The organism is Marinobacter sp. V032 (genome assembly GCF_052645435.1).
The window spans coordinates 67,232-83,838 of the sequence record NZ_JBQXYE010000003.1; the positions used below are offsets into that span (position 1 = coordinate 67,232).

Consider the following 16,607-nt stretch of genomic DNA (forward strand, 5'->3'; position numbering starts at 1 on the left):
TAGTTTTCCGGAATTCTAAATAAAGCAGTGTTACTCAGGTCACACTGGAATCAAGCATAGGACGTTTTCATGGATATTTCGGCGTACATGACAGAGGTCGGGCAGCAGGCGCGTCAGGCGGCCGCAGAGGTGGCCCGGTCCAGCACTGCCGTGCGCAATAGCGCGCTGCTGGCAATGGCGCGGGCACTTGAGGCTTCCCGTTCTGAATTGCAGGCAGCCAACGAGAAAGATCTGGTTGCGGGGCGGGCCAATGGCCTCGACGAGCCGATGCTCGATCGCCTGACCCTGACGCCGGCGCGCATTGATACCATGATTGAGGGGCTGCACCAGGTGGCGGCTTTGGCAGACCCGATTGGCGAGATCTCAGGTATGAGTTATCGGCCGTCCGGAATTCAGGTCGGGCACATGCGCGTGCCCCTGGGTGTGATCGGCATCATTTATGAGTCCCGACCGAACGTAACCGTTGAGGCTGCAAGCCTATGCCTCAAATCAGGCAACGCCACCATCTTGCGCGGTGGTTCCGAAGCTTTGCATTCCAATCAGGCGGTCGCTGCCTGCATTCGCGAAGGGTTGCTGGAAGCGGGGCTGCCTGAGACTGCAGTGCAGGTCATCAAAACTGCGGACCGGGATGCGGTCGGCAAACTGATCACCATGCCCGAGTATGTGGACGTGATCGTGCCGCGAGGTGGCAAGGGCCTGATAGAGCGGATCAGCAAAGATGCCCAGGTGCCTGTGATCAAGCATCTGGATGGCGTCTGCCATGTTTATATCGATTCCCATGCAGATCCCGAGAAGGCCCTAAATATTGCGATCAATGCCAAGACTCATCGCTATGGTACCTGCAACACCATGGAAACGTTGCTGGTCGATAGCGAGATCGCCTCGGATATCCTGCCGCTGCTGGCCGATGCCTTTGCCGAAAAATCAGTCGAGTTGCGTGGCTGCGGCCGCACAATGGATGTTCTCCCGTCCATTACTCCGGCGACAGAGGATGACTGGCACGCTGAATATCTGGCGCCGATACTGGCGGTAAAAGTTGTCGACGGACTGGATGACGCCATCGGCCATATTAATCGGTACAGCTCCCAGCATACCGATGCCATTGTCACTGAAAATTACACACGGGCGCGGCGCTTCCTGACCGAGGTGGATTCCGCCTCGGTTATGGTCAATGCCTCGACCCGTTTTGCGGATGGCTTTGAATATGGGCTGGGTGCGGAAATCGGTATTTCGACCGATAAGCTTCATGCCCGCGGGCCGGTGGGATTGCTGGGGCTGACATCACAGAAATATGTGGTATTCGGCGACGGGCATATCCGGAATTAATGCGCCCGATGCACGTTATTCTCGGCGGCACCTTCGATCCGGTCCATCACGCTCATCTGCGCACCGCCATTGAGGTGCGTGAGCGGCTGGGAGCGAGTCAGGTTGCACTGGTGCCCTGTCACCTGCCGCCGCACCGTTCTGAGCCGGGTGCCACAAGTGAGCAGCGACTGGCGATGCTGGAGGCTGCGATAGCGGGTGAGCCAGGGCTTGTTGTAGATGATCGCGAACTGGCTCGAGACAAGCCGTCTTACACCGTTGATACCCTGGCCTCACTGCGTGAAACGCTGGGCGAATCCATGCCATTGGCGATGATTGTCGGCACGGATGCGTTCGCCGCAATTGACCGCTGGCACGACTGGCAGCGACTGTTGACCCTCGCGCATATTGTGGTGGTGGCTCGCCCCGGTGCAGAAGTGCCAGCCGGCAGTGTGGCTGCGGAGTTGCTGGCCGAGCGTGCAACGCAAGACCCGAGCGCGCTGCATGGCGCCGCTGCGGGCCTCATCTGGCCAGTCAGTCTGCCGCCGCTGGATATCTCTGCAACCGATGTGCGGCGCTGTATCCGCGAGGGCGCTTCTATTCGCTACCTGGTGCCGGATCCGGTGGTTTCTCTTATCCGCCAAGCTGATCTTTACCGCGGTTAGATTGGGCGCTTCGACGTACTTTTTATCACACTCTTTTTGATGCGCGCGGGAACTGGTTGAAACGTGACCTGTCGGAGGTATTTGATGGTACAATCCGCCTTTCAATGCCGCTGAAACCGTGATTCATTTTCAAAGGCGTACTGCTGCCGGATGATGTCTATGCGCAGCGATCCAGGTGGAAACACCATTAAACAGGGTAATTATGCAGGCCGAACAACTTAAAGATACCGTTGTCGATGCTCTTGAAGGAGTGAAGGCAAAGGACATCAGCATCATTGATGTCCGGGACAGAACCAGCGTTACCGATTTCATGGTGATCGCGTCAGGCACCTCAAATCGTCACGTCAAATCGCTTGCCGACTCCGTTGTTACCGAAGCAAAATCCAACGGCGTCCGCACTGCAACTGTCGAAGGTGGACAGGTCAGTGACTGGTTGTTGGTAGATCTTGGCGATGTTGTGGTGCATATCATGCTGCCGGCAACCCGTGAGTTCTATGACCTTGAACGTCTCTGGCGGGATGCGCCGGGGCTGGGTGCAGCTGGTAGCGAGTAACGTATGCGGCTCAGGCTGATCTGTGTCGGCCAGAAAATGCCAGGCTGGGTGAATGACGGGTATCAGGAATATGCCCGTCGGTTTCCGTCCGATATGCCGCTGGAACTCTCTGAAACGGCACTTGCGACGCGAGGCAAGAATCCTGATATTCCCCGGCTAGTGCACAAAGAGGGCGAGGCTCAACTGGCTGCGCTGGGCAAATCTGATCGCGTTATCGCGTTGGAAGTCGGCGGGCGCGCCTGGTCTACCGAGAAACTGGCGTCTTCGCTTGAGAGCTGGCAAATGGATGGCCGGGATATCAGTTTTCTGGTTGGCGGGCCCGACGGTCTTGCGCCAGCCTGCCGTGAGCGGGCCGACCAGCTCTGGTCATTGTCTCCGCTGACGCTGCCGCATCCTCTGGTTCGCGTTATTCTGGCCGAACAGCTCTATCGCGCCTGGACAATTACCCGCAATCACCCGTATCACCGCGCATAGGATAAGTAGATGCCCTGGGGGGAATTCAAGGACACGGCTGCTGAGCGCCGGTTATTTCAGCGCCGTACACTGGTCGCCCTGATCGTTATCATGGTCATGATCGGCATTCTGGTCAGTCGGCTCTATTACCTTCAGATACTCAACCACGAAAATTTCACTACGCTGTCGGACAAGAACCGTGTTCAGGTACAGCCGATTGCGCCTCCCCGCGGATTAATCTACGACCGAAATGGCGTTCTGCTCGCCGAAAATCGCCCTGTATTCAGTGTCACTGTGGTTCCCGAGCGGGTGCCGGATATGGAGACCACGTTGGCGCAGCTGCAGCAGATTCTGGACATCACGGAAGAGGACATGGCGCGTTTCCAGCGCCGGCTTGGCGAATACCGCCGACCTTTTTCACCGGTGCCGCTGAGCTATGATCTGGATGAGCGGGAGATCGCCAAAATGGCGGTTCATCGTTACGAGCTGCCTGGAGTAGAAGTCGACGCCGAACTCGTGCGCTATTACCCCTATAGCAACATGACCGCCCACGCCTTGGGCTATGTCGGGCGAATCAACCGCGATGAGCTACGCCGGATTGATCCAGCCGACTACGCCGGTACCAACTATATTGGCAAGTCGGGCGTAGAACGCTTTTATGAGGAAGCGTTGCACGGCAAGGTGGGTTATCAGCACGTTGAAACCAATGCCCGGGGCCGCACGCTGCGGGTGCTGGAGCATGAAAACCCGGTTCCCGGTGACGACCTGCGGTTGCAGCTGGATATCAGGCTTCAGAAGCGGGCGTTCGAACTCTTGAAAGGCCGCCGTGGCGCTATCGTCGCAATCGAGCCTGAAACCGGGGGTATTATTGCCCTGGCCAGCGTGCCCGGCTTTGATGCCAATCTGTTCGTTACAGGGATTGGTGTTGAAGCCTACCGCGAGCTGAGCGAGTCAATTGATAAGCCTTTGTTCAACCGGGCGCTGCGAGGCCAGTATCCGCCTGGCTCAACTATCAAGCCCATGCTGGCGTTTGCCGGCCTGGACAGCGGCGCCACCGACCGAGACAGAACCGTCTGGGACCCCGGATACTTCCAGCTGACGAATGGCGGCCGACGCTACCGCGACTGGAAGCGAAGCGGGCATGGTTGGGTTAACCTCAAGTCCGCGATAGCGCAGTCCTGTGATACCTATTTCTATGATCTTGGTATGCGGATGGGCGTTGATGTCATGCACGAGTACCTTGATAAATTCGGTTTCGGTAAAGATGCCACGCTGGATGTCAGTGGCGCGCAATCCGGTTTGTTGCCGTCGGAGCCCTGGAAGCGTGCTGTTCACAATCAGCCCTGGTACCCCGGGGATTCAGTCAATATGAGTATCGGTCAGGGGTACGTGTTGTCGACGCCGCTGCAGCTGGCAACGGCAACAGCGCTGGTGGCCAACCATGGCAAGTGGAGACAGCCGAGAATGCTCCGGGATGTGGTCGGCGCTGATGCCACGGAAGATGTGCTTCCGCCCGAGACGATTCCGGATGTCGTCGCCAAAAATCCCCGATACTGGGACGACATTGTGGGAGATATGGAAGAGGTGGTTCATGGTCGCCACGGTACAGCCCGCGGGATTGGTCGCGATGCACCATACCGGTTTGCAGGCAAGAGCGGCACAGCGCAGGTCTTCAGCCTTGCGGAAGACGAAGAATACGATGCGGATGAAGTACGGGAGCGGCTCAGGGACCATGCATTGTTTGTCGGCTTCGCACCTTCCGAGGATCCGAAAATTGCAGTTGCCGTTATCGTCGAAAATGGCGGTGGGGGTAGTAGCACAGCGGGGCCGGTAGCGAGAGCCATGTTTGATGCCTGGCTGTTGGAGTTCAATGCCGGCGAAAAAACCGGGCAAAGCGACGATAAGGTTGCAGCTAAAACCGAGCAGGATGGCGCTGATGGCTGATCGTGATTATATCCGGAGTTCCTCGAGCCATACGATCGGCGCTCCGAAAGGCTTCATGTCATCGATCCATCTGGACCCGGTGTTGCTGGTGTTGTTGTTGATTCTGCTTGGTTCCGGGCTGTTTGTACTCTACAGCGGAGCAGACAGCAGTGTTGAGATGGTGAAGTCCCAGTGCGCGCGTATCGGCGTGGCGTTTGTGGTGATGATGGTATTTGCTCAACTGGACCCTTCCGTCTATCGCCGCTGGTCGCCCTGGCTTTACGGGCTGGGGCTGATCGGGCTGCTGGCCGTATTGCTGGTGGGTGTCGGGGCCAAAGGTGCTCAGCGCTGGTTAAGCCTGCCGGGCCTGCCGCGCTTTCAACCTTCGGAGTTCATGAAGCTGGCTGTGCCGTTCATGGCGGCCTGGTATCTGTCGCGCCATTTCTTGCCGCCGCGATTGTCGCGTGTGGGCGGCAGCTTGTTTATCGTGCTTCTTCCCATGGTGCTGATCGTGCGCCAGCCTGACCTGGGCACCGCCTTGCTGGTGGGGCTTGCGGGCCTTTTCGTGATTTTCTTTGCGGGTCTGAGCTGGAAGCTGCTGGGTGCTTTTTTTGGCATGGTAGCGGTGGCGGCACCCGCCATGTGGTTCTTTGTCATGCGGGATTATCAAAAACAGCGAGTGCTGACGCTGCTTGATCCCGAGAGCGATCCTTTGGGTGCCGGCTGGAACATTATCCAGTCCAAGACCGCGATCGGTTCAGGTGGTTTAAGCGGCAAAGGCTGGCTGCTCGGTACGCAATCGCATCTGGATTTTCTGCCGGAGAGTCACACCGATTTTATTGTTGCGGTGTTGGCAGAAGAGTTTGGGTTTATTGGTGTGCTCGCACTGCTAACGCTCTATTTCCTGATAATCGCGCGCTGTCTCTATATTGCGGTTAATGCTCAGGATTCGTTCGGGCGACTGGTCGCCGGCGCTTTGACAATGACATTTTTCACCTATGTTTTCGTCAATATTGGCATGGTCAGTGGCATTTTGCCGATTGTGGGGGTGCCATTGCCTTTGGTGAGTTATGGCGGTACCTCTATCGTGACCCTGATGGCGGGGTTCGGTGTGATGATGTCGATCCATACCCATCGGCGAATGATCACGGCGTGATGCTGCGATTACCTTTTGTTCATAGGTGGGCCTGTCGGTGGCCCGGGTTTGGGCGGTCGTGCTAATCTCGGCGCGCCGGCGCAGGGCCGCGCCGATCGAGTGAGGCGGGGCGCAGTGTGTCGTTCATCGCCGTTACAGGTTTTAGTTGCTGGTTGCCACAACAGAGCTTACACCACAGAGGTTTTACATGTTCCAGCGGTTTACACGGTTAATGTCTGCGTTGGTGCTGCCGGGTCTGTTTTCGTTAGCGGGCCCTGCGAGCGCGAATTATGCTGAGACCGCCCAGGGTAAAGTGTTCATTGATGAGATGGTGAGCGCTCACGGGTATGACCGTGAACAGATAACCCGCTGGCTGGCGGATGCCAGTAAGCAGTCCGCCATAATTGACTCGATCAGTAAGCCCGCTGAAAAGACACTGAATTGGGCGGACTATCGCAGAATTTTCATTACGCCGGCCCGCACTGAAAAGGGTAAGGCGTTTCTTGAACGGTACGAAAAGGAGTTTGATCGTGCCGAAGCAGAATTTGGTGTCTCCCGCTATGTGATTGCGGCGATCATCGGTGTTGAAACCCAGTATGGTGAGTATTCCGGGCGTTACCGTGTTGTCGACGCGCTTTCAACGCTGGCGTTCGATTATCCTCCACGTAGCCGCTTTTTCCGGGGGCAACTGGAGCAGTTTTTCCTGATGGCAAGGGAGCAATCGCTGGATCCTGCCGAGCTCAAAGGGTCATACGCCGGAGCGATGGGGTTTGGGCAGTTCATTCCCAGTAGTTATCGCCATTATGCTGTGGATTTCGATGGAGATGGAGTAGCCGATATTGTCAGCAATCCGGTTGATGCGATTGGCAGTGTCGGAAACTACTTTGCCAAACATCGTTGGGTTAAAGGCGCGCCGGTAGCCGAGCGTGTGCCGGACGAACAAACCGCGACACTGGATCCGGCGTTATTTACCCGTAGCCTGAAGCCATCGCTGGTGGTTGGCGATTATCGAAAAGCCGGCATTAAGCCGGTGTCGCCTGTTGAGGATGACAACCGGGCGAGGCTTGTGCGTCTTCAGGCAGAGGATGGGCAGCAGGACTGGCTGACTTACCACAATTTTTATGTCATAACCCGCTACAACCACAGTCATCTCTATGCCATGGCGGTGCTGGAATTGTCCGGGGCCCTGGCAAGTGATAGTGACGGACCCGAAACATGATGCATTGCGATCGGCTGGAAATGATAGACAGACCTGATATGTCCGTGGGGCGTGCAAGCCGTGCAACCGGTTTCGCCAATCGGCCGATTGGCATTGCCGGCATAATGCTCGCGCTCATGTTGGCCGGTTGTGCATCGGATCCATCACCGTCATCCTCATCCCAGTCATCATCTTCGCGTTATAGCATCAGTCAGGACCGAGCGCCGGCAGAGGACTATGATGTCAGCGGGCTGCAGGATGCCGTGCCGAAATATGAGGCGCCCAGTCGCGGCGGGAACAAATCGCCCTATACGGTCTGGGGTAAGCAATATACGGTCATGGCAGATGCCAGTCGCTATGTTGAGCGAGGCACGGCGAGCTGGTACGGCGAAAAATTCCACGGTCATAAAACATCGAATGGCGAAACCTTCGATATGTATAAGATGAGCGCGGCCCACAAGAGTTTGCCCTTGCCGAGTTATGCCCGCATACGCAACCTTGATAACGGCCGGGAAGTCATCGTCCGGGTGAATGACCGCGGCCCTTTTCACGGCAATCGAATAGTCGACCTGTCATATGCAGCGGCGAAAAAACTTGGGTATCAGGGGCACGGCACAGCCAATGTGGAAATCGCCGCGATTACCGTCCGGCCCGATGGTAGTATGCACATAGCGGGCGAGTCGTCTGCCAGACCTCCGCGCAAGAAGAATACAGAGAACGGCGAAGAAGGGATTTTCGTGCAGGTTGCATCGTTCAGCCAGCCAGATTCGGCGGAGCAGCTATCATGTGAACTGCGAAATATCACCGATTCACCGGTACGGGTCTACGCGGTCGGTAATTTCCATCGAGTGCAGGTGGGGCCTTTTACTGCTCGCCAGCAGGCCGAGCAGCAGATACAACGAATTAAACAAGGTGGTTTCGGAAACCCGATAGTGGTAACCGATCCGCTTTAAAAGAGGGTAATGCAAAACGACTGCGCCAGGCCAAGCGGCGTTGGAGATTCGTTCAAGATGCGCATTTACGCCAAGTTAACTGCGCTTTTAAGCGAATTTTCGCCTTGCCTGACCGTCGCTTGCTACGTTGTGCAATACCCTTGGAAGGGTGAAACTCCCTTGTCGAGTGGCGCTATACCGGCGTCGTCCATTGCAGCAGACTTTGACTGGATCCATGGCTAATAAAACTGTTTTTCAGACGCTAATCTACTCCCTGACACTCGTTTTTGCCCTAGTGGCAACAGTAAACGCACAGTCTCAGCCGGCGTTGATTCCTGCGCCGCCTCAGGTTGCGGCCAGCTCCTATATTCTGCTGGATGCGGAAAGTGGCCGGATCATCATGGAAGGCAACAGTCGCGAGCGCTTGCCGCCGGCAAGTCTGACCAAAATGATGACGGCCTATATTGTCGAGCGCGAGCTTGATGAAGGCCGCATCTCCATGACGGACGAAGTGCCGGTGAGTGTTCATGCCTGGCAGACTGGCGGTTCGCGCATGTTCGTCAAGGAAGGCTCCCGGGTTCAGGTTGAGGATTTGCTCAAGGGTGTGATCATCCAGTCCGGTAATGATGCCAGTGTGGCGCTTGCCGAGTTTATTGCCGGAAGTGAAGGCGCGTTCGCCGATGTGATGAACCAGCAGGCGAAAATTCTGGGCATGAACGATTCCCATTTTGAGAATGCTACCGGCCTGCCGTCACCCGAGCACCTCTCGAGCGCATACGATCTGGCGACGCTCGCGCGCGCCATCATTAACGATTACCCTGAAAACTACAGTGTTTATTCCGAGAAATATTTCACCTACAACGATATTCGTCAGCCCAACCGTAACCGCTTGTTATGGCGCGATCCTTCTGTTGACGGCCTGAAGACCGGGCACACCAAGGAGGCAGGTTACTGTCTGGTTGCCTCGGCCAAGCGCGACGAAATGCGGCTTGTGGCGGTCGTTATGGGCACCAAGAGTGAAAACGCCAGGGCACAGGAAGTGCAGAAGCTGCTGAATTACGGTTTCCGCTACTACGAAACCCATACGCTGTTCACGGCCGGCCAGTCACTGACTGATAGCCAGGTGTGGGGCGGTGACAAGGACAATGTCCGTTTGGGGCTGGCAGATAGTGCGGTCGTCACGGTTCCTCGCGGCAGCAAGTCGTCGCTCGAGACGGTGATGGACATTGATTCGGTCATCAAGGCACCGATCAGTGCGGGTCAGGAGTTAGGCCGCGTCCGCGTTACATTGAATGGCGAAGAAGTGCTGAGCCGACCTGTAGTCGCACTGGATTCGGTAGAGGAAGGCGGCTTCTTCAAGCGCATCTGGGATGCCATCAAGCTGTTTTTCATCCAGTTGTTTTAACCCGGTTTGATGCAGAGGATCAGAGGTCAGCAGCATGAGTGAGCAAAAACCGCCGAAAATAGAGTTTCCCTGCGAGTACGGCATCAAGGTGATTGGAGATGCCGCTCCGGATTTTGAAGCTTTCGTGGTCTCGGTAGCGGAACGTCACGCGCCGGGAATCAAGGAAGAACATGTCGATGTTAACGATAGCAGCAAGGGGCGGTTTTCCTCTGTACGGCTGACGATTATGGCGACCGGCGAAGAGCAGCTGAAGGCACTGTTTGACGAGCTCAAGGCCAGTGGCCGCGTCCATATGGTGTTGTAGGGCAACGACATGTGCATTCACAGGAGCAACCCGTTGCTATGACCCGGCCTGACCCTGATGTGATTGTCCGGCATCTTGGCTTGCAGCCATACGTCGATACGTGGAATTCCATGAAGACGTTTACGGCATCGCGCACCGACAATACCCCCGACGAGCTATGGTGTGTTCAGCATCCGCCCGTCTATACCCAGGGCCAGGCGGGCAAGGCGGAGCATATTCTGGCTCCGGGGGATATCCCGGTTGTTCAGGTCGACCGGGGAGGTCAGGTGACTTACCACGGTCCCGGGCAACTCGTGATCTATCTGATGATTGATCTACACCGTGCGCGTTTTGGCGTGCGTGAGTTGGTCACCCATATCGAAGAAGCGATCGTTGAAGTCCTCGCCGACGTCGGCATTGAGTCTGCTCCCAGAAAGGACGCACCGGGTGTCTATACCGAGGGAACCAAGATCGCCTCGCTGGGGCTTCGGGTCAGCAAGGGGCGCTCGTTTCACGGACTGGCACTGAACGTCGACATGGATCTGGAGCCGTTCTCTCGAATTAACCCGTGTGGTCTTGCGGGTATGCCAATGTCGCAGGTCGTTGACTGGTGCCCCACCAGCGGTTTTGACGATATTGAGCAGGCTTTGATTGGCGTATTGCAGCGCCGGCTGGATTACGGCCTGGTCGAGCATAGCGCCGAATTGCCGGCTCACACTGGCGCCTGATCAACCGGAGCGCGTGTTCAGACGCGTCCATTCTTCAACTTCCCTCCTTGCATACCTTGTTTCGTCCAGACGCCTTGGCGTTGTACAGCGCTTCATCGGCTCGTTGCAGTAGATTGTCGGCAGGTTCTGTTCCCTGGATGCTGGCAACGCCTGCGCTGATAGTGGCGTTGATCCGGCTGCCGTCGTGGTCAATTGATGCTGCAGCGATGGCCTTGCGTACCCGTTCGGCCATGTGAGTGGCTTCTTTGCAATCGGTTTCCGGCAGAATGACCAGAAATTCCTCGCCGCCCCAGCGAGACAAGGTATCGATCTTGCGGCAGGTATCGCGGAGTTTGCTGGCGACCAGTGCGATCAGCTTGTCGCCAGCCTGATGGCCGAAATTATCATTAACACTTTTGAACAGATCGATATCCAGCAGAATCACTGAGAAGCGTCGCTGATTCCGCAGATAACGCTCGTACTCGGCCTCCAGTTGCTGGAGCCCCTCACGCCGGTTAGCCAGGCCTGTCATGGCATCGTGTTTGGCTGCATACTCATGTTCGTGTGCCAGAATAATCAGTCTGTCTTTGGCTCGGCGGCGGCTCAGGTCGAGTACAAAGCAGCAGATCATTTCAAATGCCAGAACACTGATCATCATCAGCTTGAAACTGTTGCTGTATGGCGTATTAAACAGATCGGCGCCAACCGGGGTAAACAATGCCGTCAGGGACGCAAGCCCGAAGGCGCAGGTCACGATGCCGACTTTTAAAGAACTGATGTAGAAAATGATGGGCGGGTAGGCAAAAAGCCAGAGCACCGCGGTGCCATCTTCAATGCCGGCGATGGCAAGGTACATAAACAACAGGGTAATGAGGCAAATAAACCCTCGACGGTGTAGCGTCTTGTGTTTGCCGATCAGGTAAGCAAGGGTGTTGAGGACCAGTGACAGCGCTATTGCTGTCAGCATAACGACCAGCAACGCGTCGTCACGCCCCCAGGCCCTTATCGCAAAGAAAAACAGCAAGGGAACAGCGCCCAGTGAGAGCCAGTTGATCAGCGTAGGCACCGGTATTTCGCCAATGATACGTTGCCGTTCCGGTGGAAGGCCGGATATGCCCTTGGAAGGTTCTGACATCGCTGTTAGTTTGTCTTTATTGTTGATCGATGTAATTTAACGAGCATAACGCTGTTTGATGCATTGAACTGTTTAAATCCGTAACCAGACGAGACACTCCTGGTTCGTCTGCGGCAAGAATCAGTTGAAATGATCGAAAGACCAAATCCATTGGCCCTTACGTCTGGCGGGCTGCGGCGGCGAAGTGATCAGCCGGTAGACGACCTGACGTATAATGATCCTGATCAGAGCAAAAACACCACTCACCCGCATTGGTTGAATTGATGAGCTCCAGCAAGCCCAGGAATCCAGTAGATCGAATCAAGACCGGTAGCTTCGAGCGCCGTCTGAGTCTGACCCGCGCCGGTTTGTTTGCGGGGACGAGAATGGCGACGCACATGGCGACCAACTGGTTCAGTAGCGCAGAGAAGCGGGAAGAGCGCCACCGCAAGATGCTATCCAGCCAGGCCCGCTTTCTGGTTGATGAGCTGGGCCAACTGAAAGGCAGCGTGGTTAAAATCGGCCAAGTGATGGCGCTTTACGGCGAGCATTTTCTGCCTGAGGAAGTGACTGAAGCGCTGCATACGCTTGAAGATCAGACCACTTCGTTGTCATGGCCTTCAGTGGAGAAAGTTCTCCAAAGTGAATTGGGGGAGGCCCGACTGGCGGAGCTGGACGTAGACGAGACTCCGATTGGAGCCGCTTCGCTGGGACAGGTACACCGCGCGGTGCGACGTTCAGACGGGCTGGAACTGGTATTGAAAATCCAGTATCCCGGCGTAGCCGAAGCGGTGGACAGCGACCTGAACGCCGTTGCGCAGATACTGAAAATGGCACGATTGGTTTCGTTTGGCCCCGAGTTCAATGACTGGCTCGACGAAGTGCGCGTGATGATGCACCGGGAGGTCGATTATGACCTGGAAGCCCGGACCACAGAGCATTTTCGCCAGTTGTTGGACGGGGACGACCGGTATGTTGTGCCGCGGGTATTGCCGGAGTTTTCGACCGCCAGGGTAATGGCATCGACCTACGAGCCTGGCTGGTCTGTCAGTTCCGATAAAGTAGCCGAGTTATCCCTTGAGCGCCGGAGCGCGTTGGGTAAAGCGGCCCTTGAATTGTTCTTCAAGGAGTTGTTCGACTGGGGTGAAATGCAGACTGATCCTAATTTTGGCAATTACAGGATCAGGATAGCGGAGGAAACCGGCGAAGCGACAGATCAGATCGTCCTGCTTGATTTTGGCGCGGTTCAGAAGTACCCAGAAGCCTTCCTCTCGCCACTCAAGGCCATGATCAAGGCGTCGTACGAACGTGATCTGGAGCAGGTGATTGACGGTGGCGTTGCGTTGAATTTCATGAGCCGGGAATGGCCGGCAGATGTATTGGATCGATTTGGCGAGGTGTGCATGTCGGTGCTTGAGCCCCTGGCGCCGGCAAACAGCGAGTGGCCGGATTACGCCGTTAACGAGCAGGGGCAGTATCGCTGGAAGCAAAGTGACTTGCCATCCCGTGTGGCTCGGCAGGCTGCGCGATCAGCGATCAGTCGCTACTTCAAAATACCGCCGAAGGAGTTTGTGTTTCTGAACCGCAAACTGATTGGCGTCTATACCTTTATTGCCGTGCTGAATTCTGAATTCAACGGGGAATTGTTGCTGAAATCCTATCTCTATGGCGACGAGTGAGTCGCCTATGGGTTTCCGGCTTGCCCGGAAACCTTACCCGGTTGCTTCAAGTACGATCCACAACACCAGTGCATAGCGCAGGCCCTTGCCAATAGCGACCAGCACAATGAAGTTGAGCCAGGGCACCCGCATTATCCCGCCAATCAGTGTCAGTGCGTCGCCGCCTATCGGGAGCCACGCCATCAGCAGCGACCACTGGCCGTATTTATTGAAGCGAACCTGAGCCGATTCGAGTTGCTTCTCGCTGATAGGGAACCAACGTTTGTGGCGGAACCGTTCGACCTGCCGGCCTATCCAGCCATTCAATACCGATCCCAGCGTATTCCCTGCTGTAGCACAGGCCCAGAGTCCCCACAGTGAATAATTCTGCGTCACCAGCCCTCCCAGCAATACTTCCGAGTAGGCCGGGACCAGGGTGGCTGCGGCAAAAGCGGTCAGAAATAATGTCAGATAAACCAACGGGATTACTCTCCGGTGTAAGCCAACGAAATGTATTGATGGTGCAATGAGACCATTGCAACGCGCCAACTTTACCTGGTGCTCTTTTCCACTGTTGTACAGCGGCCTTTTTACACAATGCCTAATTGGTTACAGAGTGAAGTGGCGAGTCGCTTTCCGTCACACTATCTTAAAAGACGCACGCCTGTTGGCATTTGCTTCGGGATATTAAATCTCTCCAAGCCGGTATATTCATGAAAAAGCTGTCTCTCAAAATAAAACTGTACGCCCTGGTTGTTGTTCTGCTGCTGCTGATGGGTGGGAGCATGATCATAACCGCCCAGCTGTCGTTAAGCAGTATGGAAGAACACATCACCAAAGACACCAGCGAGTTGGTGCAGAACATTGTCGTTGACCGCCTGAAAGCGACCGCAGGTCAGTACGGCGAAATGGTGTCGGGTATTTTTAATACCGCCTATAAAGTACCGGAAACATTTCGGGAGGTCATCCAGCGCAATGTGGAGGCTAGCAGCTCCGGACGAATGAGTCGCCGGGACATGTCGGACGCTGTGGGCTCAATTCTGAAGGGACAACCCCAGCTCAGTTCCATATACGCCCAGTTTGAGCCTGATGCTTATGACGGTCAGGATCGCTACTTCACCGACGGAGTTGAAGATCACAGCAGCGATGCGGGCACTCTGGAAATTTATTACTTCAGGAGCCCTGACGGCAAAATACAGTTCAGTCGCACCGAAGACCCGGCCGAGAAATATCGGGAAGAACGCAACGAGTTCGGGATTCGGGAAGCCGAGTGGTATCTGTGTTCCCGGGATACGCTAAAACCCTGCACGATGGAGCCTTACGACTACGAGGTTGAAGAGGGCTACAACGAACTCATGACCAGTCTGGTCATGCCCATTCTGAACCAGGGCGAGTTCGCCGGCGTGATTGGTGTCGACCTGAACCTGTCGACTATCCAGAAAACCATCAAGAACGTCAGTCAGGAGCTGTATGACGGTGCCGGCCGCGTCATGCTCGTTAGCGAGAAAGGCTTGATTGCGGGCACCAGTCACTATGAGCAGTTCCTTGGACGCCCTCTGTCAGAAGCCCTACCAGACAAAGCGCAGCAGTATCGCTCACTGGTGAGTAGTGGCGAGATTTTCGATGATGGCGATGTCATTGCCGTTGCGTTTCCGGTCGATATTGACGCATCGGGCAGCCAGTGGTCGTTTATCGTTGAATTACCCCGCGAGGTAGCATTGGCTCAGCTTTCGGCTGTGACGCAGTTACTGTCCGAAGAGGTCGATGCAACCGCTGCCCGGCAAATGACAGCGGGTATTATCGTGTCGACTGTGTCACTGATTTTGCTGATTTTGCTGGTTCGCTCGGTAATCCGTCCGCTGAACGAGATTCGGGATCGTATGGTCAACCTCGCCAGCGCTGAAGGTGACCTTACCCGTGAATTGAAGATCGACACTCATGCCGAGTTGATCGCGCTGGCCGACGGCTTCAATGCCTTCCTGTCCAAATTGCGACAGATGATCAATGATCTCAAAAACATCAACCATGTCGTGAGTGAACAGGCGGGTGATGTGCGAAGGATCGCCGTGGATACTGAGCAGAACACCGCGCGTCAACACGCAGAAATAGACAGCGTGGTGACCGCGATGAATGAAATGTCAGCGGCTGCGAGTGAGGTGGCGACCTTCGCCAGTGATGCTGCGGGCAATGCGCGCCAGGCCAGTGACAGCGTGGAAAGCACTCAGGCAACGCTGGGTGTGGCAGTTGGTGGTGTACAGGAGCTGGCGGCGGATATGGAGCAGGCCAGCAGTGCCATTGGCCATGTTGCCGAGCGCAGCGATGACATTAACCGGATTCTTGAGGTGATCCGGGGCATCGCCGAGCAAACCAATCTGCTCGCTCTGAACGCTGCCATTGAAGCCGCAAGGGCCGGTGAGCAGGGTCGGGGGTTTGCTGTTGTTGCCGATGAAGTGCGGACGCTGGCTTCGAAAACCCGCGAATCAACCGATGAAATCAGTCAGATGATCGACGGATTGCAACAGGAGGTGCAGCAGACCGTCACGGTTATCCGTGGTGGTGTTGATCGCGCCACTACGGCTGTTGATCGCACACGCAGTGCAGATGAATCGTTGGCCGAGGTCGTCGGGCGTATCGCGACCATCGTCGAGCATGTCACTCAGGTTGCCACGGCGGCGGAAGAGCAGAGTTCGGTCAGTGAAGAGATCAACCGCAACCTGACGATTATCGGTGATGCGGCCAGCGATCTCAGGGATCTTGCCCAAAGCGTCCGTGGTAGCGGTGAGAGTCTCGGGGAGCAGGTGGTATCGCTGGAACAGCAGCTGGATCGCCTGAAAACATGATCCAGATACGTGTTTTCTATCATGGTCATTCAGATCATTAAATTTGAAAATGGCGCTCCGCCTGTCAGTATTGGCGCACGATCAAGTTGGGGAGATCCCCTTTGTCATTTAAGTTGAGGCCGGCCTGATGCCGGCTGAAACCTGTTATTCAGGAGTTCCTTATGGAGCGTGTCACCATTTTCGGACGTCTTAGCTGTGGCTTTTGCGCCCGTGCGATCCGTCTGTGCGAAATGAAGGGATTCGATTTCAAGTTTGTCGATATGATGGAAGAGAACATCACCAAGGCGGATATTGCCCAGAAAATTGGTGAACCTGTCCATACGGTACCGCAGATTTTTGTTGGCGAAGCCCACGTGGGCGGATATACCGAATTTGCCAGTTATGTTGCGTCTCAGGCGGCAGAGAGTCTTTCCTGACTCCAGCGGACACCGCCATTGAA

16 protein-coding genes are annotated in these 16,607 nt (G+C 55.7%); 14 read left to right on the forward strand and 2 right to left on the reverse strand.

What is annotated here, in order from left to right; genetic code table 11:
- Nucleotides 1-69 precede the first annotated feature (69 nt).
- The 11 genes from ACUN9X_RS14160 to lipB all read left to right on the forward strand — a co-directional run bounded on the left by ACUN9X_RS14160 (nucleotide 70) and on the right by lipB (nucleotide 10,577).
- Nucleotides 70-1,326, forward strand: coding sequence for a glutamate-5-semialdehyde dehydrogenase (locus ACUN9X_RS14160; RefSeq protein ID WP_260034254.1), 1,257 nt, complete (start codon nucleotides 70-72; stop codon nucleotides 1,324-1,326).
- 8 nt (nucleotides 1,327-1,334) lie between these two features.
- Nucleotides 1,335-1,967 (forward strand): nicotinate-nucleotide adenylyltransferase, encoded by a 633-nt coding sequence (nadD, locus tag ACUN9X_RS14165; RefSeq protein ID WP_260034256.1) that lies wholly within the window; start codon nucleotides 1,335-1,337, stop codon nucleotides 1,965-1,967.
- A 202-nt stretch (nucleotides 1,968-2,169) separates the two neighbouring features.
- Nucleotides 2,170-2,520, forward strand: a complete 351-nt coding sequence (rsfS, locus tag ACUN9X_RS14170) for a ribosome silencing factor (protein WP_260034258.1) — start codon at nucleotides 2,170-2,172, stop codon at nucleotides 2,518-2,520.
- Between the two features lie 3 nt (nucleotides 2,521-2,523).
- Nucleotides 2,524-2,994 (forward strand): 23S rRNA (pseudouridine(1915)-N(3))-methyltransferase RlmH, encoded by a 471-nt coding sequence (gene rlmH, locus ACUN9X_RS14175; protein ID WP_260034260.1) that lies wholly within the window; start codon nucleotides 2,524-2,526, stop codon nucleotides 2,992-2,994.
- A 9-nt stretch (nucleotides 2,995-3,003) separates the two neighbouring features.
- Entirely contained in the window at nucleotides 3,004-4,917 is a 1,914-nt protein-coding gene (gene mrdA, locus ACUN9X_RS14180; protein WP_445473508.1) for a penicillin-binding protein 2, read from the forward strand.
- Nucleotides 4,918-4,972: 55 nt separating this feature from the next.
- A complete protein-coding gene (gene rodA, locus ACUN9X_RS14185) occupies nucleotides 4,973-6,052 on the forward strand; it encodes a rod shape-determining protein RodA (RefSeq protein ID WP_445473725.1) in 1,080 nt (359 codons plus the stop codon).
- Nucleotides 6,053-6,239: 187 nt separating this feature from the next.
- Entirely contained in the window at nucleotides 6,240-7,250 is a 1,011-nt protein-coding gene (gene mltB, locus ACUN9X_RS14190; RefSeq protein WP_260034265.1) for a lytic murein transglycosylase B, read from the forward strand.
- A complete protein-coding gene (locus ACUN9X_RS14195) occupies nucleotides 7,247-8,182 on the forward strand; it encodes a septal ring lytic transglycosylase RlpA family protein (protein ID WP_445473509.1) in 936 nt (311 codons plus the stop codon). Before mltB ends, ACUN9X_RS14195 begins: the two co-directional genes overlap by 4 nt.
- Before the next feature lie 214 nt (nucleotides 8,183-8,396).
- Complete coding sequence (locus tag ACUN9X_RS14200; protein WP_260034266.1) at nucleotides 8,397-9,566, forward strand: D-alanyl-D-alanine carboxypeptidase family protein; 1,170 nt, start codon at nucleotides 8,397-8,399, stop codon at nucleotides 9,564-9,566.
- Between the two features lie 34 nt (nucleotides 9,567-9,600).
- Nucleotides 9,601-9,870 carry an HP0495 family protein gene (locus tag ACUN9X_RS14205; RefSeq protein ID WP_260034268.1) on the forward strand — a complete coding sequence of 90 codons (270 nt, stop codon included), beginning with the start codon at nucleotides 9,601-9,603 and terminating at the stop codon, nucleotides 9,868-9,870.
- A gap of 38 nt (nucleotides 9,871-9,908) precedes the next feature.
- Entirely contained in the window at nucleotides 9,909-10,577 is a 669-nt protein-coding gene (gene lipB / locus ACUN9X_RS14210; protein WP_445473510.1) for a lipoyl(octanoyl) transferase LipB, read from the forward strand.
- Between the two features lie 34 nt (nucleotides 10,578-10,611).
- Here lipB and ACUN9X_RS14215 read toward each other — a convergent pair whose 3' ends face one another.
- A complete protein-coding gene (locus ACUN9X_RS14215; protein ID WP_445473511.1) occupies nucleotides 10,612-11,691 on the reverse strand; it encodes a GGDEF domain-containing protein in 1,080 nt (359 codons plus the stop codon).
- A 263-nt stretch (nucleotides 11,692-11,954) separates the two neighbouring features.
- On the opposite strand from ACUN9X_RS14215, the gene ACUN9X_RS14220 reads away from it, so the two are divergent.
- Nucleotides 11,955-13,349 (forward strand): ABC1 kinase family protein, encoded by a 1,395-nt coding sequence (locus tag ACUN9X_RS14220; protein ID WP_445473512.1) that lies wholly within the window; start codon nucleotides 11,955-11,957, stop codon nucleotides 13,347-13,349.
- Nucleotides 13,350-13,382: 33 nt separating this feature from the next.
- Here ACUN9X_RS14220 and ACUN9X_RS14225 read toward each other — a convergent pair whose 3' ends face one another.
- Complete coding sequence (locus ACUN9X_RS14225; protein WP_445473513.1) at nucleotides 13,383-13,808, reverse strand: YqaA family protein; 426 nt, start codon at nucleotides 13,806-13,808, stop codon at nucleotides 13,383-13,385.
- 233 nt (nucleotides 13,809-14,041) lie between these two features.
- Between ACUN9X_RS14225 and ACUN9X_RS14230 the strand changes: the two genes are divergently transcribed.
- Both ACUN9X_RS14230 and ACUN9X_RS14235 read left to right on the forward strand, forming a co-directional pair.
- The gene (locus tag ACUN9X_RS14230) at nucleotides 14,042-16,168 is read left to right on the forward strand and encodes a methyl-accepting chemotaxis protein (RefSeq protein WP_445473514.1); all 2,127 of its coding nucleotides are present in this window, start codon (nucleotides 14,042-14,044) and stop codon (nucleotides 16,166-16,168) included.
- Nucleotides 16,169-16,329: 161 nt separating this feature from the next.
- Nucleotides 16,330-16,584 carry a GrxA family glutaredoxin gene (locus tag ACUN9X_RS14235; RefSeq protein ID WP_445473515.1) on the forward strand — a complete coding sequence of 85 codons (255 nt, stop codon included), beginning with the start codon at nucleotides 16,330-16,332 and terminating at the stop codon, nucleotides 16,582-16,584.
- Nucleotides 16,585-16,607 lie beyond the last annotated feature (23 nt).

Coding starts and splice junctions, on each gene's coding strand:
- ACUN9X_RS14215 (WP_445473511.1), bottom strand. CDS start 11,691: ATGTCAGAACCTTCCAAGGGCATATCCGGCCTTCCACCGGAACGGCAA.
- ACUN9X_RS14205 (WP_260034268.1), top strand. CDS start 9,601: ATGAGTGAGCAAAAACCGCCGAAAATAGAGTTTCCCTGCGAGTACGGC.
- rodA (WP_445473725.1), top strand. CDS start 4,973: ATGTCATCGATCCATCTGGACCCGGTGTTGCTGGTGTTGTTGTTGATT.
- rsfS (WP_260034258.1), top strand. CDS start 2,170: ATGCAGGCCGAACAACTTAAAGATACCGTTGTCGATGCTCTTGAAGGA.
- ACUN9X_RS14200 (WP_260034266.1), top strand. CDS start 8,397: ATGGCTAATAAAACTGTTTTTCAGACGCTAATCTACTCCCTGACACTC.
- mrdA (WP_445473508.1), top strand. CDS start 3,004: ATGCCCTGGGGGGAATTCAAGGACACGGCTGCTGAGCGCCGGTTATTT.
- ACUN9X_RS14235 (WP_445473515.1), top strand. CDS start 16,330: ATGGAGCGTGTCACCATTTTCGGACGTCTTAGCTGTGGCTTTTGCGCC.
- nadD (WP_260034256.1), top strand. CDS start 1,335: ATGCACGTTATTCTCGGCGGCACCTTCGATCCGGTCCATCACGCTCAT.
- ACUN9X_RS14195 (WP_445473509.1), top strand. CDS start 7,247: ATGATGCATTGCGATCGGCTGGAAATGATAGACAGACCTGATATGTCC.
- mltB (WP_260034265.1), top strand. CDS start 6,240: ATGTTCCAGCGGTTTACACGGTTAATGTCTGCGTTGGTGCTGCCGGGT.
- ACUN9X_RS14160 (WP_260034254.1), top strand. CDS start 70: ATGGATATTTCGGCGTACATGACAGAGGTCGGGCAGCAGGCGCGTCAG.
- ACUN9X_RS14220 (WP_445473512.1), top strand. CDS start 11,955: ATGAGCTCCAGCAAGCCCAGGAATCCAGTAGATCGAATCAAGACCGGT.
- rlmH (WP_260034260.1), top strand. CDS start 2,524: ATGCGGCTCAGGCTGATCTGTGTCGGCCAGAAAATGCCAGGCTGGGTG.
- ACUN9X_RS14230 (WP_445473514.1), top strand. CDS start 14,042: ATGAAAAAGCTGTCTCTCAAAATAAAACTGTACGCCCTGGTTGTTGTT.
- lipB (WP_445473510.1), top strand. CDS start 9,909: ATGACCCGGCCTGACCCTGATGTGATTGTCCGGCATCTTGGCTTGCAG.